The sequence below is a fragment of the Acidovorax sp. LjRoot118 genome (assembly GCF_964253575.1).
Classification (GTDB): Bacteria; Pseudomonadota; Gammaproteobacteria; order Burkholderiales; family Burkholderiaceae_C; genus Acidovorax.
Genome location: NZ_CAXURB020000001.1, coordinates 3,827,419 through 3,843,193, shown reverse-complemented (window position 1 = coordinate 3,843,193; position 15,775 = coordinate 3,827,419). Strand labels below are relative to the sequence as shown.

Below are 15,775 nucleotides of genomic sequence, written 5' to 3'. Positions count from 1 at the left end.
GTACGAGGGGGCAGCCTGCGATGCTCGGGCCTGGGGTGACGCCGAAGAACTCCCTGCGCTGCCTCTGCGAGGCAGCTCCGGTCAAACAGCTTCGGCGAGTCAGATGACGAGGCGCGTGTCCTTCGGCACGCGCTCACCCCAGGCCCTGCGCTTCTCGGCACGGTCAGAAGGGGGTGGGAACGGGCTCCATACGGGCCATTGCTTCGCTCGGCCCGGTGTGCCTTCGCTGCGCTCGGCCTGGGCAGGGCCTTCATGCCCAACCGTCGGCAGCGCGCAGCGCGACCCGACCCCAGGCGCAGCTGCGCAGCAGCAGCCGTTCGGACCCCGCTCCCCACCCCTGCTGGCTGCGCCGAGAAGCGCAGGAGCTGGGGTGGGTGCATGTGCCGAAGGACACATGCACTTCGTCATCTGGCTCGTCGCTGCTGTCTGAGCGGAGCTCGAAGAGCGCAGCGAGTTCAGCGACGCCCACCCCAGTTCCGAGCATCGCAGGCTGCCCCCGTTCGCCCGACAGGGCGTACGGGGGACGCAGACTGGGGGTCGCCTTTTCTTGGCCCACCTTCTTTTGGAGGGTGTAGAAGAAATAAATTATAATAGCGCTGCATTGACCAAGCAGGAGCAGCGCAATGGCAAAGACAGGCCGACCACCCGTGATCCCCCCTGGCGAGTACGCCACCTTGCGCGAGGTGGTCCGAGACAATCCGCAGGCGACGCTGCCCGAGTTGGCGCTGGCCTGGGCCGATCACATGGGCCGCAGCGCCCCTAGCACGGTGACTCTGCGCGCAGCACTGAAGGCTGCCGGCCTGCAGCGAGCGCGGCCCAAGTCGCAGCTGTCCCGCTCGCAGCCTGGTCAGCCTGGCACGCGCTACGGCTACACCGCCCGGCATCGGCCCGCCAGTCAATCCGGCAACGCCATTGCCGGTGCCCTGACCGATGCCGAATGGGCGCTGGCGCAGGACCTGTTCGAGCCCCAACCGGGCTCGCGTGGCAGACCGGCCACCTACTCGCGGCGTAGCGTTGTCGATGCCTGCTGCTATGTGCTGCGCACCGGCTCGTCCTGGCGCAACCTGCCGGTGCAGATCTATCCGCCCTGGCAGTCCGTGCAGAAGGCCTTCGTCAACTGGGCCCGCCAAGGCAAGTTCGAAGCGCTGCACGAGCGTCTGCGCCAGCAATGGCGCCAACGCCTGGAGCGCGCTGCGCAGCCCAGCGAGGCCATCATCGACTCGCAGTCCAACCGGGGCAGCCCTCAGGGTGGTACCTTGGGCTTCGATGCAGGCAAGAAGGTGCAAGGGCGCAAGCGCCATCTGGTCGTGGACACACTGGGCCTGCTGCTTGCGGTTGTGATCACCAGTGCAGCCGTGCAGGACCGCGACGCGGCCGCGCAAGCGGTAGCACAGGCGTGCAAGCGCACGGATGGCTCGTTCAAGACGTTGTGGGCCGACAGCGCGTACGCTGGGCAATGCGCCCAGCAGATCGAGAAGGCGCACCACGTACAGGTGCGCATCGTGCGCCACAGTGCCCGCCACCGCTGGGACGATGCCCAGCAGCCGCTGTGGAGCGACGAGCAGCCCGCCCCCATCGCCAAGAAGCGCTGGGTGGTGGAGCGCACCCATGCATGGCTGGAGCGCAACCGCAGGCTTGTGATGCACCACGACCGCAAGCCGTTCTATGCGGCTGCGTGGGTGTGGCTTGCGCAGGCCCGGATGTTGTTGGGGCGGTTGCAATAGATTTCTTCTACACCCTCTTGGCGACGCAAAAGAAGGTGGGTGCGCCGCCGGGCGCACACCCCGGCCTCCGCCCTCGGCAAAAGCATGCAGCAACCACAGAAACAGAACAGCACTGGGGCCCGCACCCATCACGCCCGTCACGCCCGCACCGCCCTCCAAGCCGCAGCCGCCAACTCACTGCGGTACACCTCCGGCGAGGGCAGCCCCCCCTGGCCAGCCCGCTCCGACAACCACGCCCGGCAATAGCTCTGCACCGGCCCCATCACCAGCGAGGGCATCAACTCGCACGGCAGGTCGCGCAATGCGCCTCCCCGACGGTGCGGCTCGAACCACGCCAACAGCGCCTGGTTGCGCCCACGCGCCGCCTCGGCCAGTTCGGTGCTGCGCGGGCCGCTGGCCACCGGGCTGCGCGCCTGGAACAGAAAGCGCGCTTGCACGGGCTGCGCCACCACCCAGTCGAGGTAGCCGGTGACCAGGGCCTGCACACCTGCCTCCACGCCCACGGCGGCATCGAGCTGGGCCTGCACGCTGCGCGACTGCGCCGCGAAGATGTCGAAGAACAGCGCCGCAACGATGCCCTCCCTGCTGCCGAAGTGGTGATAAATGCTGCCCACGCTGGCGCCGCAGCGCGCGCGCACGCCGTCGATGGAGACGGCATCGACCCCCGCCTGAGCGGCGCAGGCCAGGGCCGCGCTCAGGATCTCCTGGCGGCGGTCGATGGGCTCGGCGGGTGGGACGACGGTGGTGGTCTTGGTGGAACTGCGACTTGCCATGGATGTGCATTCTAGAATAAAGTTCTAGAAAATAGTTCTAGACGTTGTTGTCGGCGTTCTGGACGCCATTCCATCCTCTTTGCGCCCCACGCGCCTGCCCCACCATGCAATCCATCGCCAGCGAGCTGCCGCCCGGCCACGCCCTGTACCCCCACCTGCTCGCCCCGCTGGACCTGGGGTTCACGCAGATCAAGAACCGCGTGCTCATGGGCTCCATGCACACGGGGCTCGAAGACGCGCGCGACCTTTCGCGCATGGCGGCCTATTTCCGCGAGCGGGCCGAAGGCGGGGTGGGGCTGATCGTGACGGGGGGATTCGCGCCCAACATCGCGGGCTGGACCAAGCCGTTCGCAGGCACGCTGTCCACTGCGGGTGCCGCGCGCCGCCACAAAGTGGTGACCGAGGCCGTGCATGATGCGGGCGGCAAGATCGCGCTGCAGATCCTGCACACCGGCCGCTATGCCTACCACCCGCTGGCGGTGGCGCCCTCGCGGCTGCAGTCGCCGATTTCGCCGTTCACGCCGTTCGCGCTGTCGGCCAGCGGGGTCGAGCGGCAGATACGCGCCTTCGTCAACTGCGCCCAACGCGCCCGCGAGGCCGGGTACGACGGGGTGGAGGTGATGGGCTCCGAGGGCTATTTGATCAACCAGTTCCTCTCGGCCACCACCAACCGGCGCACCGACGCCTGGGGCGGCGACTACAGCCAGCGCATGCGCCTGCCGGTGGAAATTTTGGCGCGCATGCGCGAGGCCGTGGGGCCGGACTTCATCATCATCTACCGCCTGTCCATGATCGACCTGGTGCCCGGCGGCAGCGCCTGGGACGAGATCGTCACCCTGGGCAAGGCCGTGGCCACGGGCGGGGCCAGCATCGTCAACACCGGCATCGGCTGGCACGAGGCGCGCATACCGACCATCGCCACCAGCGTGCCGCGCGCGGCATTCGCCTGGGTCACGCAGAAGATGAAGGCCGAGTTCGCGGCGGCCGGCATTGCCACGCCGCTCGTCACCTCCAACCGCATCAATACCCCCGAGGTGGCCGAACAGGTGTTGGCCGATGGCTGCGCCGACATGGTCTCCATGGCGCGGCCGCTGCTGGCCGACCCGGCCTTCGTGAACAAGGCCATCGCCGGCCGGGCCGACCGCATCAACACCTGCATCGCCTGCAACCAGGCCTGCCTGGACCATGTGTTCAAGAACAAGACCAGCAGCTGCCTGGTGAACCCGCGAGCCTGCCAGGAGACTCTCTTGGTCTATCGCCCCCTGGCGCCCGGCAACAAGGCCAAGCGCATCGCCGTGGTCGGCGCCGGGCCGGCGGGCCTGACGGCAGCCACGGTTGCGGCCGAGCGCGGGCACGAGGTGCACCTGTTCGACGCGGCCGACGCCATCGGCGGCCAGCTCAACATGGCCAAGCAGGTGCCGGGCAAGGAAGAGTTCCACGAAATGCTGCGCTACCTGGCCACGCGGGTGCGGGACACCGGCGTGGTGCTGCACCTTTCCACCCGCGTGCAGGCCGCAGACCTTGCAGGCTACGACGAGGTGGTGGTGGCCACGGGCGTGAGCCCGCGCGACCCGAAGATCCCCGGGCAGGAGCACCCCAAGGTGCTGAGCTACATCGACGTGCTGCGCCACGGCAAGCCGGTGGGCGAGCGCGTGGCCGTCATCGGCGCGGGCGGCATCGGCTTCGACGTGGCCGAGTTCCTAGTGCACGAAGGCCATTCGACCACGCTGGACCTGCCCGCCTGGCAGGCCGAATGGGGCATCACCGACCCGGCCGAGGCGCGCGGCGGCCTGGCGCCCCAGGGCCCGCAAGTGACGCCCCCGGCGCGCCAGGTCACGCTGCTGCAGCGCAAGAAGGGCAAGCTCGGCGAGGGCCTGGGCAAGACCACGGGCTGGATCCACCGCACCACGCTGAAGATGAAGCAGGTGCAGATGTTGGGCGGCGTGAACTACGAGCGCATTGCCGACGAGGGCCTGCTCGTCTCCCACGGCGAGCAGCGCGAGGACCCGACCTGGATCCCCTGCGACACCGTGGTGCTGTGCGCGGGCCAACTGCCGCTGCGCACGCTGGCCGATGAACTGCTGGCCCTGGGCAGGAAGCCCCATGTGGTGGGCGGTGCTCTGGAGGCGGGCGAGCTCGATGCCAAGCGGGCTATCGACCAGGCCGCACGGCTGGCAGCAGTGCTCTGAGCGATTGCCTCACTTGCCGGCTGGCAGCCCCAGCGCGTGGTACACGCGCGCTGCCGCATAGGCATCGTTGGCGGCATACACCAGCTGCGATTCGGTGAGGTGGGGGTTGGCCCAGTTGGAGGTGGCGGCCTTCTTGGACTTCATGAAGCGCTGGTTGAACAGCACGGCCACCGCGCCCTTGACGCCCATGTCCTTGCGGTAGCCCTGCTGGCGAAACACATGGTTGAGCTCCAGCACGCCCTCGGGCACCACACCGAGCTTGGCCTCGATGCGCTTCTTGTCGTCGCCCAAGCCAAAGCCCGCCTTGGTGGTGCCGGGCCGGGCCAGCAGCTGTGCCACCAGGGCGCGGCAGCCGTGGTCGTGCAACTGAAAGACCCAGGCCTTGTCGAGGGTGGACAGCTGCACCACATGCGGCCCGTCGGAGGCCTCGCCCTGCACGAAGGTGGGCTTGGACTCGGTGTCGAAGCCCCAGACGGTGCTCGCGGCCAGTTCGGCGCAGGCCTGCTCGGCCTGGGCGGCGGTGGTCACCAGGGCGATGCGGTCGGGCCCCAGGCGCTCGAAGGGGGGCAGCAGTGCGATCTCTTCCTTGCCGGGCGTGGCGCGTTGGGTGTGTGGGGGGCTCATGGGGTGGCTATTGTGGGGGATTGGGAGGCAACTGATTCAAAATGCAAGCGATGTTGCGAGGGCCGGCTTGGACTGCCATGATCCCGCAGCACCCGGGAGCGGGGGGCGTTCAAGCTTCGCGTCCCTGCAGCCTGCAGAAACCTCCCTCTTTGGTGACGTAGGTCACGCCTGACACGCAATTGCGCGTTTGTGGCCGTCGCAGTCAAAACCCCGGTGGATAAGATCGTCTTGCCAGCTGGGATGGTCGCTGTCTATTGTTTCCTTGAAGACTGTCTGCATTGTTTTTGCGCCCTGACCTTTCTGGCTGGCCTCGTTTGACATCCCTCTGGCGGGGGCGGGGCCTTGCTGGTCTGCGGCAGATGCGAATGGCCTGGTTGGCACTGGGTTTTGCGATTGCCTGCGGCATGATGCAATTGATTCCAGCCTTCCAGTCGCCCGATGAGATCGTGCACCTGCTGCGCGCCGACATGGTGGCCCATGGCCAGCCCTTGCTCAAGGGCCTGGAGCCCGACGTGCGCGGCAAGACCGGTGGTTGGGTGGACATCCATTTCTTCCTGTTCTCGCAGTGGATGCAGAAGATCGTGGGGCCGCACCGCGACAGGAGCCTGTCGCCCGCGTGGCTTACCAGCGAGGCCAAGCGGTTCGACTGGCTGGACGATGAGGTCTTCGTCGATGCGTCGGCCACCGGGTACTACGCCCCCTTCATCTACCTGCCGCATGCGCTGGGCCTCAAGCTCTCGCGCGCGCTCGACCTGTCCCTGGGCCACAGTTACCAGCTCACACGCATGCTGGTCACGCTGCTGGTGCTGGGCGTGGTCTTCTGGGCCTGGCAGACGGGGCCGCCCTCACTGCTGCTGCAGGCCCTGCTGCTGATGCCCATGGCGCTGTTCCAGATCATCTCGCCCACCATCGATGGGCTGTGCTTTGCGCTGGCACTGCTGGTGCTGTCGCTGTTTCTGCTGCAGTGGCAGGAGGGCAAGGCCACGCGCTGGCAGGCATTCGCTTTTTATGCCTCCATCTTCCTGCTGGTCACCTCGCGCACCAACCTCATTCCCATGGTGTTGCTGCCGCTGGTGCTGCTGCTCAGGCACTGGTCGTGGCAGCGCGTCGCGGCCACGGCCACACTGTTCGCGGCCAGTAGCGGGTGGACTCTGTACGGCTTGGTCCACACCCAGGACCACCGCGTGGTGCGCGCGCTTTCCACGGGGCAGATCATCGGCACCTACCTGCGCGACCCGCTTGATTTCCTGCGCCTGGTGGGGCGAACCATCGCCGACCCGTTTCAGGGCCACCTGATCGCTTCATCCTTCGTGGGCAACCTGGGTTGGGCCGATGCGCCGATTGCGGACCTGGCCCTGGTCACCATAGGCTGCGGCCTGTTGCTGGCGGCCGGCCTGACCGTCGCGGCGACAAGCTACCAGAAGGCCGATCTTGGCATCCGCGCCACGCTGCTGGTTGCGGCGGTGGGCAGCGCGCTGCTGGCCTTCTTTGCGCTCGCCGTGACCTGGAACGACTACCCCGTGCGCGTCATCGAAGGCTTGCAGGGGCGCTACTTCATCATCCCCTCCATGCTGCTGGCGGCGGCCCTGGGGCCCGTGCGGCTGGCACCGGCGCACACGCCCAGGCCAGCCAGCCACCGGGTGTTTGTTCTGCTGTATGCCATGTTCTGCCTGGGTGCCATGGCCACGACGCTGCAAGGGCGCTACGGCATGGGGCTGGCAGTGTTCGATTTCTGATCACGGCATCCGCCTCGCGGAGTGTGCCGGCCAGGTCAGTAGCCCTGACCGTCCAGGTCGGCATCGGCCAGGGCAATCCGGTCGCGGCCCTCGCGCTTGGCCTGGTACAGGGCCTGGTCGGCCCGGTCCAGCAGGTCGCGCAGGCTGCGGTCGCTGCCCCTGAGGGTGCCCAGGCCCATGCTGGCGGTGATGCGGTAGCGGTGGCTGCCCGCCGCATCTGCACCCGCCAGCTCCAGCGTGCGCACGCAGCCGAGCAGCCGCATGGCCACCTCGTGGCCCTGGGGCAGGGTGGTGCCCTGCAGCAGCACGCCGAACTCCTCGCCGCCCAGGCGGCCCACCGTGTCGCCGGGTCTGAGCCCTTCCATCACCGCGCGTGAAAAGGCCACCAGGGCGCGGTCGCCTTCGAGGTGGCCGAAGCGGTCGTTGATGGACTTGAAATGGTCCACGTCCAGCATCAGCAGCGTGAGCGGCGTGCCATGCTCGCGTGCGGCGTGGAAGGCCGCCTCGGCCGTTTCCAGAAAGGCGCGGCGGTTGGCCATGCCGGTCAGCATGTCGGTGGTGGCCAGTCGGTGCAGCTCGCGCTCCAGGTTCTTGCGCTGCGTCACGTCGCGGTAGATGCCCTCCACCCCGGCGAACTGGCCCAGGTGGTCGTACAGCGCGTGGCTGCTGATGGAGATGTCGATCACCGCGCCATCGCGCCGCACCATCTGCCCCGGAAAGTCGGCCACCTCGCCCTTTTCCTGGATGGCCACCTTGAAGGCATCGCGGTCCTTGCTCTGCGGGTAATACGACTCGGCGGTGCGGCCCTCGATCTCGTGCGGCTCGTAGCCCAGCACCCGGCGCACCCCAGGCCCCACATGCTGCACCACGCCCTGCGCGTCGGTGCGGTAGTACACGTCCTGCATGTTGTCGAACAGGCGGCGGAAGTTGTGCTCGCTCTCGCGCAGTTGGTCCTGGATTTCGCTCTGGTGCGTCATGTCCATGCCGCACATCAACACGGCCGGCGCGCCTTGCCATTCAATCGCCACGCTGGCCACCAGCACCATGCGCAGCTGGCCCTTGTCGGTGCGCACGCGGAACTCGGAGGACTTGTTGGGCCGCCCGGCGTGGTCGGGCTCCTTCACACGCTCAATGCGCTGGTTGGAGCGCGCCTTGTCCATGGGGTGTACGAAGTGCCCCAGCATACGGCCCAGCAGGGCCTGCTCGCTGTCAGCCTCCAGCAGGGCCACACCGGCCGCATTGGCCCGCAGGATGGCGCCGGCTGGCGTCACCACCAGTGCTGCTGCGGGCAGCAGTTGCAACAGTTCCTGATCGTGGTGCATGCGTTTGTAACAATACGTAGTGCACCATTGTGGCACCGCGCGCGCAAAACGCCACCAAGTGTTTTACACAGGGGGACGGTTGGGAGATGTTGCCCTGAGGCGTGTCCACCATCGGTGTGGTCCGCAGGGGCATTGCCTTGGCGATCGCCCGCGCAAGCTCCTGGCATGGACGGCCGCGATATATGCTGCAGGCCATGTATCGATTTTCGGAATGATGCCCCGCCGTGCTCAGCGAACTCAAGACCTTCATCGCCGTCTGCCGCCATGGCACGTTTGCCGCTGCGGGCGAACGCATCGGCCTCACGCAGTCCGCCGTCAGCAGCCAGATCAAGCGGCTGGAGGAGTCGCTGGGCTTTGCGCTGTTCGACCGCACGGGGCGCTCGGCCACGCTCAACGCGGCAGGCCAGGCCACGCTGGCGCGCGCTGAAGAGATCCAGGCGCTATACGCCCGGCTGGCCGACCTGCCCAGCGAGGCCTCAACGGCAGGCCTGCTGCGCATCGGTTCCATCGCCTCGGCGCAGCCGACCCTGGTGGCGCGGGCGCTGGCCATTCTGCGCCAAGCCCATCCGCAGCTGCGCGTGCACGTCACGCCGGGCGTGTCCATGGGCCTCATGGACGAACTCGACGCGGGCAAGATCGATGCGGCCGTCATCATCCGCCCGCCCTTCGGCATGCTGCCCGAGCTGACTTGGCAGCCGCTGGCGCACGAGGCCTTCGTGCTGCTGGTGCCGGCCGGCCTGAAGGGCCGCGACTGGCGTGCGCTGGTGCAGGAGCACCCGTTTCTGCGCTACGAGCGCACGTCGTTCGGCGGGCGCATGGTGGAGCGCTTTGTGCGCCGCGAAGGCCTGGCCGTGCGCGATGCGGTGGAGGCGGACGAGATACCCGCGCTCATCCACCTGGTGGCGCTGGGCGTGGGAGTGGCGCTGGTGCCGCTGGTGCAGGCGCACCTGCCGCTGCCGCCCGGCGTGCGCGTGCTGACCCTGGGCGAGAACACCTTTTACCGCGAGATCGGTCTGCTGCAGCGCAGGCCGCGCGCCAGCCCGCCCGCCGTGGCGCTCTTCGCGCAATGCCTGAGGCGGGCCGCCGAGGTGGCGGCGCCAGCGCCTGCTGCGGCTTCTTCTTCGCGTCAGCGCGGCCCGTAGTCTTCCATGGGCTTGTCGCTGGGGTTGACCCAGGCGGCCCGGGTCTGGGCATTGGCGGGCAGCCCCACCCTGATGCCCTGGGGCGGTATCGGCTGCATGAACCACTTGTCGTAAAGGCGCGCGACCTCGCCGCTTTTGGCGAGCGCTGCCACGCTCTGGTCCACCACTGCCTTGAAGGCGGGGTCCTTGGGGATCATGATGGCCAGGGGCTCCACGCTCAGCACCGGCTCCAGGATTTTGTACTGCGCGGGCTCCCTGCTGCGCGAGATCAGCGTGGCCAGAATCTGGCCGTCCGCCACGAAGGCGTCGGCACGCCCCGTCTCCAGCAGCAGAAAGCCCTCGCTGTTGTCCTTGCCCAGCACCTCCGTCATCTGGCCGGAGGCCTCGCGCCCCATCTTGCGCACGGCCTGCACGGCGGTACTGCCGGCCGTGGCCGCCACGGTCTTGCCGCTCAACTGGGCAACGCCTGCCACCGGGGACGATGCCTTCACGGCGATGCGCACGCCTTCGACGAACAGCGTGGGGGCAAACGCCACCTCCTGCTGGCGCGCGGCATTGTTGGTGGTGGTGCCGCACTCCAGGTGCACGGTGCCATTGCGCACCAGCGAAATCCTGTTCTGCGGGGTCACCAACTGGTACACCACCTCCAGCTTGTCCAGACGGGCTGCGGCCTTGATGTCGGGCACGATGCGATTGCAGACCTCCACATGGAAGCCCGTGTACTGGCCTGGCCCGAGGGTGAACGACATGGCGCCCGAGGCATCGCGCACGCCCATGACAAGTTTGCCGCTGTCCCTGATTGCCTTGAGGGTATCGACCTGAGCCCAGGCGCTGCCCAGGGTGAGCGACAGTGCGGCGGCGCACGCCAGCGCGTGAATGCGTGGGAGTTGCATGGCAGCCCCTTACTTGGCGAACAGCGAGCCGAGGTCCGCGAACGACTTCATCTCCACCGCGTTGCCCGAGGGGTCCAGGAAGAACATGGTGGCCTGCTCGCCCGGCTCGCCCTTGAACCGGATATAGGGCTCGATGACGAAGGCCGTGCCACGCGCCGTGAGCTTGTCCGCCATGGCCTGCCACAGGTCCATGGGCACCACGGCGCCAAAGTGGCGCACCGGCACGGCGTGGCCATCCACCGCACTGTGGCTGCCATGCCCGCATTCGTCGGGCGCCAGGTGGGCCACGATCTGGTGACCGAAGAAGTTGAAGTCCACCCAGGCGTCGGCGCTGCGCCCCTCGGGGCAGCCCAGCAGCTCGCCATAGAAGGCGCGGGCCTCGGCAATGTCGCGCACCGGGAACGCCAGGTGAAATGGGATGGGGGAGGTGAGGTGGGATGTAGTGGAGAGGATCGTGGAGGTCATGGGGAATGTCTGCTTGCGGGTTGATGACCGTCAAACTTTAGGCAAACTCTTCCTCCATGAAAAACGATAGTTCTGCGTGCTGAGTATCGAAATAATCGATGAGTGCAGGCGGGCCACCATGTCGAGACACAGCGCGCGCCCTGCCAGTCACTTCAGGTGAACCGTGCGAACGGGTCGACCAGGGATGCAATGGTGGGCGTGCCCGGCACCACGCTGGCCGCGCTGCCGCGCCGCGCAGACTCGGGCTCCACAGTCACGGGGGAGGCGGCCATGGGCTGCATGGGCCGCCCGTACACGCGCCGCACGCGGTCTTCGAGCGTGGGGTGGGTGTCGAGCCGGCGCTCCAGCCTGCCGCCGCCCTCCACGTCCACCAGCAGCATGTGCTGCACCGAGGGCAGGGCCAGGCCCGTGTGGCGGTGGTCCTGGGCATAGCCCGCCGGTGTGTCGCGGCGCTGGCCCATCACCTTGCGCAGCACGCCGCCCAGGCCGTCCTTGCTGCGCGTCCACTGCACGGCGCGGGCGTCGGCCAGGTACTCGCGCTGGCGCGAGACGGCGGCCTTGAGCATGCGCCCCGTGAGCCAGCCAGCAAACCCCGCCAGCATGATGGCCGAGCCGAACCACCAGGCCAGGCCGCGCCGCTCGCGCAGCGTGTCGCCAAAGTTGTAGACCAGCTCCAGCCCGTAGACCATGCCGGCCAGCTGCATCTTCAGGCGTGTGTCGCCCTCGTGCAGGTGGCTCAGCTCATGGGCGACCAGGCCCTGCATCTCGTCGCGGTTGAGGTAGTCGAGCGCGCCCTGCGTCACGGCCACCACCGCATCCTTGTCGTCCCAGCCGGCGGCAAAGGCGTTGATGGCATCGACGCGCGGCACCACCATCACCTGCGGGCGGCGCATGTTGGCGGCAATGCACAGCTCGTCGACGATGTTGGCCAGGCGCTGCTCGGCATGCGAGATCGAGGGCCGCAGCTCGCGCGCACCGGCGCGCGTGGCCAGCTTCACGCCGCCCGCGCGCAGGTTCGACGTCTCCACCCACCAGCCGCCCAGCACCAGCATGAGCGACACGCCCACGTTGACGGCCAGAAAGCCGGCAGGGTAGGGCAGGTTGCCCGGCAGCACGGCCGCCATCAGCAGCCAGGCCACCACCAGCGCCCCGTGCACGGCAGCCACCAGCAGCGCCACGGCAATGGCAAAGCCCAGCAGCAGGCGGCGCGTTTCGCTGCGCGCGTTTTCTTGATGGTTCCAGAATTTCATGGCAGAGCCTCAATGCCTGCCACTCAGAATTGAACCTTTGGCGCAGTGCGCTCCTCCGCGGTCTGTGTCGATTCGAGCATGGGCGAACTCACGAAGCCCAAGAGGCGCGCCACGATCAGGTCAGGAAATTGCTGGGCCTTGTCGTTGAACTCCAGCACTTGGTCGTTGTAGGCCTGGCGCGCGAAGCCCAGGCGGTTCTCGGTGCTGGTGAGCTCCTCGCTCAGCGACTTCATGGAGGCATCGGCCTTGAGGTCGGGATACGCCTCGGCCAGCGCCATCAGCCGGCCCAGGCTGCCGCCGAGCACGCCCTCCGCCGTGGCCAGGGCGCCCAGCGCGCTGGCACTGGCCGGCGCTGCACGGGCTGCGGTGGCGGCGGTCTGCGCATTGCCGCGCGCCTTGATCACCGCTTCGAGCGTGGACGCCTCATGCGCCATGTAGCCGCGGGCCACCTCGATCAGGTTGGGGATCAGGTCGTAGCGCCGCTTGAGCTGCACGTCGATCTGGGCGAAGGCATTGGCAATGCGGTTGCGCAGCTGCACCAGGCGGTTGTAGACCACCACGGCCCATACCAGCAACACCACCGCCACGCCGGAGAAAATCCATCCTGCTGTCGACATAGTCCACCTCCTCTGTTGTAAATTTTGATTGAGGTCAATAGTACAGAACGGGTTTTCCGGGGAAGGGGAAAGCTGAAACTTGGTGGGGATTTGGATCGCAGGGCCGCTGTGGCCGCTGGTCAGAGGCTGGTCGGCAGCTGGTCAGTGGGCCGCAATGTCGTGCCAGGCCAGCAGGCTCTCGGCCAGCCGGGCCACGGCCGACGGGGCATCGGCGGCCACTGCTGCACGGCGCAGCATGCCCAGTGGAGGCATGGCCATGTGCGGCACGGCCAGGTGGGTCAGCAGCCGTGCTTCGAGCAGCGGGCGGGCAAAGTGGTGGGGGCTGAGCGCCAGCAGGTCGCCGCTGTCCAGCATGGCCTGCGTGAGCAGGGCCGAGCGGCTGGAGACCTGGCAGGTGCGCGGCGCACCGCCCAGGCGCACGCACAGCGCGTTGAACTCCGCCGGCGCAATGCCGGTGAGCGGCGGCACCAGCCAGGTGTGTGCGCGCAGGTCGTCGTCGGACACATGGGCTTGCCCTGCCAGCGGGTGGCCGTTGCGGCACAGCACCACGTAGTGGTCGACCCGCACTGGGGTGAACAGGTGGCCCTCGGGCAAGGGCTGGGGCTCGCGGCACAGCACGATGTCCACCCGGTTGGCCTCGATCATCTGCAGCAGCTGGTCTGCCGGCACCTCATGCACCTCCACCGCCACGTCCGGGTGGGTGCGGCTGAACACCGGCAGCGCCTGCGTCAGCCACCCCGCCACGGCCGCGTGGATGGCGCCGATGCGCACCAGCCCTGTGGCGCCATGCTGCATGGAGGCTGCCGTTTCCGCGCAGGCGTGCAGCAGCTTGAGCGCGTTGCGCACCAGGGGCAGCAGGGCCAGCCCGGCGGGCGAGGGCCGCATGCCGCGCGCGTGCCGCTCGAACAGCGGGGTGCCCAGCAGGGCCTCGAACTCGGCCAGCGCGTGCGTGGCCGCAGGCTGGCTCAGGCCGATGGCCGAGGCTGCCTTCTGCAGGCTTTGCAACTCGGCAATGTGCACGGCCAGTTGCAGGTGCTTCAGGCGCGCACGGCCCAGCAGCCGTGCAAACAACAGGTCTGGGGTGGTGGGTGTCATGGCGGCGTTGTATTCATTGTTTGAATATCTTAGAGCGCCTTTGAATTTGACGTAGAGGGCTGTGTGGCCAGAATGGTGGCTGAGCCGCTCCAGCAATCCATTCAATTTTTGGATGCTGGGGGCAAGAGCCTTACAGAACAAGAATCTGACGGAGACACCACACCCACCCAACGCACCTGTTTGTACGCGCCTGTACGCACGCCTGCCGGCCCGCATACCCGCGCCCAGTCCCCTGCACCAGCGCCTGGAGACAACCAGGGGACGCCGCATGCCTGTTTCCTTTTTCCTCTTTGAGATGCCCATGAACCGCCATAAAACCAAAATCGCCTTGTGCGTTGCCGCCTTGCTGGCCGCCACCGCTGCTGCGCACGCAGCGGACACGCTCGACACCGCCTGCCGCACCACCGAAGAATGCCGCGCCCAGGTTGCCAAGATCCAGGGCACCTTCAGCGGCGACGCCACCAGCGCGCAGGCCAAGGCGCAGGATGTCTTCTACTGGTTTGGCCGCATCAACATGGCATCGACCGTGATGAACGTGGAAGAAGGCATCATCCCCGCCCCGCTGGCGGGCCCCATCGCACGGGGCGTGGCCCATTCCATCGACCAGGCCACGCAGCCCGGTGGCCGCCGGCCCACCGACGTGCTGCAGGTCGAAAAGATCATCACCGACGCCGCCGGCCCCGACGCCACGCTGATCCATTCGGGCCGCAGCCGCCAGGACATCCACTCCACCCTGAACGCTGCCCAGCTGCGCACCGAGGTGCTGGACTTTGCCAGCGCCCTGAGCAGTGCCCGCGCCCGCCTGCTGGAGCTGGCCGCCCAGAACGTGGACACACTGGTGCCCGCCTACACCAACGGCGTGCAGGCCATGCCCGTGAGCTACGCGCACTACCTGCTGGCGTTTGCCGACTCGTTCGAGCGCGATGCCACGCGCATCCGCGAGGCCTATGCCCGCATCAACCGCAGCGCGCTGGGCACTGCCGTGCTGGCCAATTCCAGCTGGCCGCTCAAGCGCGAGCGGCTGGCCGACCTGCTGGGGTTCGACGGGCTCATCGTCAACTCGCTCGACGCCGGGCAGGTCAGCACCTACGACATTCCCATCGAGGCCGTCGGCATCGCCAGCTCCACCGCCATCCGCGTGGGCGCCTTCATGCAGGACGTGCATGTGCAGTACCACCAGACGCGCCCCTGGCTGCTGCTGTCGGCCGGCAAGACCTACACCAGCAGTGCCATGCCGCAAAAGGCCAACCCCGGCATCATCCAGAACACGCGCCTGAAGGCCTCGGACGTGGTGGCCTCGGCCCAGGCCGTCACGCTTCGTGCCCACAATGTCACGCCCGGCATGATCGACTACAAGAACGCCTGGAGCGCGCAGGGCGGCGCCCGGACCTTTGTGCTGGGCGTGGAGATGGTCCAGCAGTTCAAGGAGGTGCTCGATGCGCTGCAGGTGGACCCCGTGCGCTCGCTCGAGGAACTGGAGTCGGAATGGACCACCTCCATGGAGCTGGCCGAAACCCTGCAGCGCACCAGCCGCGTGCCGTTTCGCGTGGGGCACCACTTTGCCTCCGAGGTGGTGGTGTACGCGCGCAGCAAGAACCTGCGCCCCAGCGAGTTTCCCTACCAGGAGGCCGTGCGCATCTATGCCGAGGCCGGCAAGAAGTACAGCCTGACCGACCTGCGCCTGCCGCTGGACGAAGCCAGCTTCCGCAAGACGCTCTCGCCCGAGAACATGGTCAAAACCCGCGTCGGCGTGGGCGGCCCCCAGCCAGCCGAGGTGCGCCGCATGCTCGCCAGCGCCCGCGAGTCCCTGGCCAAAGACGACGCCTGGCTGGCCGGCCGCCGCACGAAGCTGACCGAGGCGGATGCCAGGCTCAACCGCGCCTTCCTGGAGATTGCGCGCAGGCCCTGAGCCTGTTTTCCGGGGCTTGCAAGCCCCGGTTCATGA

At 67.9% G+C, this 15,775-nt stretch carries 13 protein-coding genes; 5 read left to right on the top strand and 8 right to left on the bottom strand.

The annotated features are described in order from the left end of the window. Positions 1 to 623 precede the first annotated feature (623 nt). Complete coding sequence (locus tag ACSQ9E_RS18195; RefSeq protein ID WP_436218232.1) at positions 624 to 1,724, top strand: IS5 family transposase; 1,101 nt, start codon at positions 624 to 626, stop codon at positions 1,722 to 1,724. Between the two features lie 137 nt (positions 1,725 to 1,861). On the opposite strand, the gene ACSQ9E_RS18190 is transcribed toward ACSQ9E_RS18195, so the two are convergent. Beyond that, on the bottom strand, positions 1,862 to 2,497 hold the full coding sequence (locus ACSQ9E_RS18190) for a TetR/AcrR family transcriptional regulator (protein WP_428001665.1): 636 nt from the start codon (positions 2,495 to 2,497) through the stop codon (positions 1,862 to 1,864). A 104-nt stretch (positions 2,498 to 2,601) separates the two neighbouring features. On the opposite strand from ACSQ9E_RS18190, the gene ACSQ9E_RS18185 reads away from it, so the two are divergent. Continuing rightward, the gene (locus tag ACSQ9E_RS18185; protein ID WP_436218739.1) at positions 2,602 to 4,686 is read left to right on the top strand and encodes an FAD-dependent oxidoreductase; all 2,085 of its coding nucleotides are present in this window, start codon (positions 2,602 to 2,604) and stop codon (positions 4,684 to 4,686) included. A 9-nt stretch (positions 4,687 to 4,695) separates the two neighbouring features. Here the strand turns inward: ACSQ9E_RS18185 and ACSQ9E_RS18180 are convergent, their stop codons facing one another. Continuing rightward, positions 4,696 to 5,310 (bottom strand): 3'-5' exonuclease, encoded by a 615-nt coding sequence (locus ACSQ9E_RS18180; protein WP_428001663.1) that lies wholly within the window; start codon positions 5,308 to 5,310, stop codon positions 4,696 to 4,698. A gap of 365 nt (positions 5,311 to 5,675) precedes the next feature. Between ACSQ9E_RS18180 and ACSQ9E_RS18175 the strand changes: the two genes are divergently transcribed. Further along, positions 5,676 to 7,046, top strand: a complete 1,371-nt coding sequence (locus tag ACSQ9E_RS18175; protein ID WP_436218738.1) for a DUF2142 domain-containing protein — start codon at positions 5,676 to 5,678, stop codon at positions 7,044 to 7,046. Between the two features lie 35 nt (positions 7,047 to 7,081). On the opposite strand, the gene ACSQ9E_RS18170 is transcribed toward ACSQ9E_RS18175, so the two are convergent. Continuing rightward, positions 7,082 to 8,368: a sensor domain-containing diguanylate cyclase gene (locus tag ACSQ9E_RS18170; protein ID WP_436218737.1), complete on the bottom strand. Its 1,287-nt coding sequence runs from the start codon at positions 8,366 to 8,368 to the stop codon at positions 7,082 to 7,084. A gap of 224 nt (positions 8,369 to 8,592) precedes the next feature. Here ACSQ9E_RS18170 and ACSQ9E_RS18165 point away from each other — a divergent pair, with 224 nt between their 5' ends. Next, a complete protein-coding gene (locus ACSQ9E_RS18165; RefSeq protein ID WP_436218736.1) occupies positions 8,593 to 9,510 on the top strand; it encodes a LysR substrate-binding domain-containing protein in 918 nt (305 codons plus the stop codon). Here ACSQ9E_RS18165 and ACSQ9E_RS18160 read toward each other — a convergent pair. The 5 genes from ACSQ9E_RS18160 to ACSQ9E_RS18140 form a co-directional block, all read right to left on the bottom strand. Beyond that, on the bottom strand, positions 9,495 to 10,403 hold the full coding sequence (locus ACSQ9E_RS18160; protein ID WP_436218735.1) for an amino acid ABC transporter substrate-binding protein: 909 nt from the start codon (positions 10,401 to 10,403) through the stop codon (positions 9,495 to 9,497). The genes ACSQ9E_RS18165 and ACSQ9E_RS18160 overlap by 16 nt on opposite strands. A gap of 9 nt (positions 10,404 to 10,412) precedes the next feature. Next, positions 10,413 to 10,799, bottom strand: a complete 387-nt coding sequence (locus tag ACSQ9E_RS18155) for a VOC family protein (protein WP_428003873.1) — start codon at positions 10,797 to 10,799, stop codon at positions 10,413 to 10,415. 221 nt (positions 10,800 to 11,020) lie between these two features. Continuing rightward, entirely contained in the window at positions 11,021 to 12,118 is a 1,098-nt protein-coding gene (locus ACSQ9E_RS18150) for a M48 family metalloprotease (protein WP_436218734.1), read from the bottom strand. A gap of 23 nt (positions 12,119 to 12,141) precedes the next feature. Beyond that, positions 12,142 to 12,735, bottom strand: a complete 594-nt coding sequence (locus tag ACSQ9E_RS18145; protein ID WP_436218733.1) for a LemA family protein — start codon at positions 12,733 to 12,735, stop codon at positions 12,142 to 12,144. A 141-nt stretch (positions 12,736 to 12,876) separates the two neighbouring features. Continuing rightward, a complete protein-coding gene (locus ACSQ9E_RS18140) occupies positions 12,877 to 13,830 on the bottom strand; it encodes a LysR family transcriptional regulator (RefSeq protein ID WP_436218732.1) in 954 nt (317 codons plus the stop codon). 301 nt (positions 13,831 to 14,131) lie between these two features. Between ACSQ9E_RS18140 and ACSQ9E_RS18135 the strand changes: the two genes are divergently transcribed. Next, positions 14,132 to 15,739, top strand: coding sequence for a lyase family protein (locus ACSQ9E_RS18135; protein WP_436218731.1), 1,608 nt, complete (start codon positions 14,132 to 14,134; stop codon positions 15,737 to 15,739). Positions 15,740 to 15,775: the final 36 nt, after the last annotated feature.

Coding starts and splice junctions, on each gene's coding strand:
- ACSQ9E_RS18195 (WP_436218232.1), top strand. CDS start 624: ATGGCAAAGACAGGCCGACCACCCGTGATCCCCCCTGGCGAGTACGCC.
- ACSQ9E_RS18190 (WP_428001665.1), bottom strand. CDS start 2,497: ATGGCAAGTCGCAGTTCCACCAAGACCACCACCGTCGTCCCACCCGCC.
- ACSQ9E_RS18185 (WP_436218739.1), top strand. CDS start 2,602: ATGCAATCCATCGCCAGCGAGCTGCCGCCCGGCCACGCCCTGTACCCC.
- ACSQ9E_RS18180 (WP_428001663.1), bottom strand. CDS start 5,310: ATGAGCCCCCCACACACCCAACGCGCCACGCCCGGCAAGGAAGAGATC.
- ACSQ9E_RS18175 (WP_436218738.1), top strand. CDS start 5,676: ATGGCCTGGTTGGCACTGGGTTTTGCGATTGCCTGCGGCATGATGCAA.
- ACSQ9E_RS18170 (WP_436218737.1), bottom strand. CDS start 8,368: ATGCACCACGATCAGGAACTGTTGCAACTGCTGCCCGCAGCAGCACTG.
- ACSQ9E_RS18160 (WP_436218735.1), bottom strand. CDS start 10,403: ATGCAACTCCCACGCATTCACGCGCTGGCGTGCGCCGCCGCACTGTCG.
- ACSQ9E_RS18150 (WP_436218734.1), bottom strand. CDS start 12,118: ATGAAATTCTGGAACCATCAAGAAAACGCGCGCAGCGAAACGCGCCGC.
- ACSQ9E_RS18145 (WP_436218733.1), bottom strand. CDS start 12,735: ATGTCGACAGCAGGATGGATTTTCTCCGGCGTGGCGGTGGTGTTGCTG.
- ACSQ9E_RS18140 (WP_436218732.1), bottom strand. CDS start 13,830: ATGACACCCACCACCCCAGACCTGTTGTTTGCACGGCTGCTGGGCCGT.
- ACSQ9E_RS18135 (WP_436218731.1), top strand. CDS start 14,132: ATGAACCGCCATAAAACCAAAATCGCCTTGTGCGTTGCCGCCTTGCTG.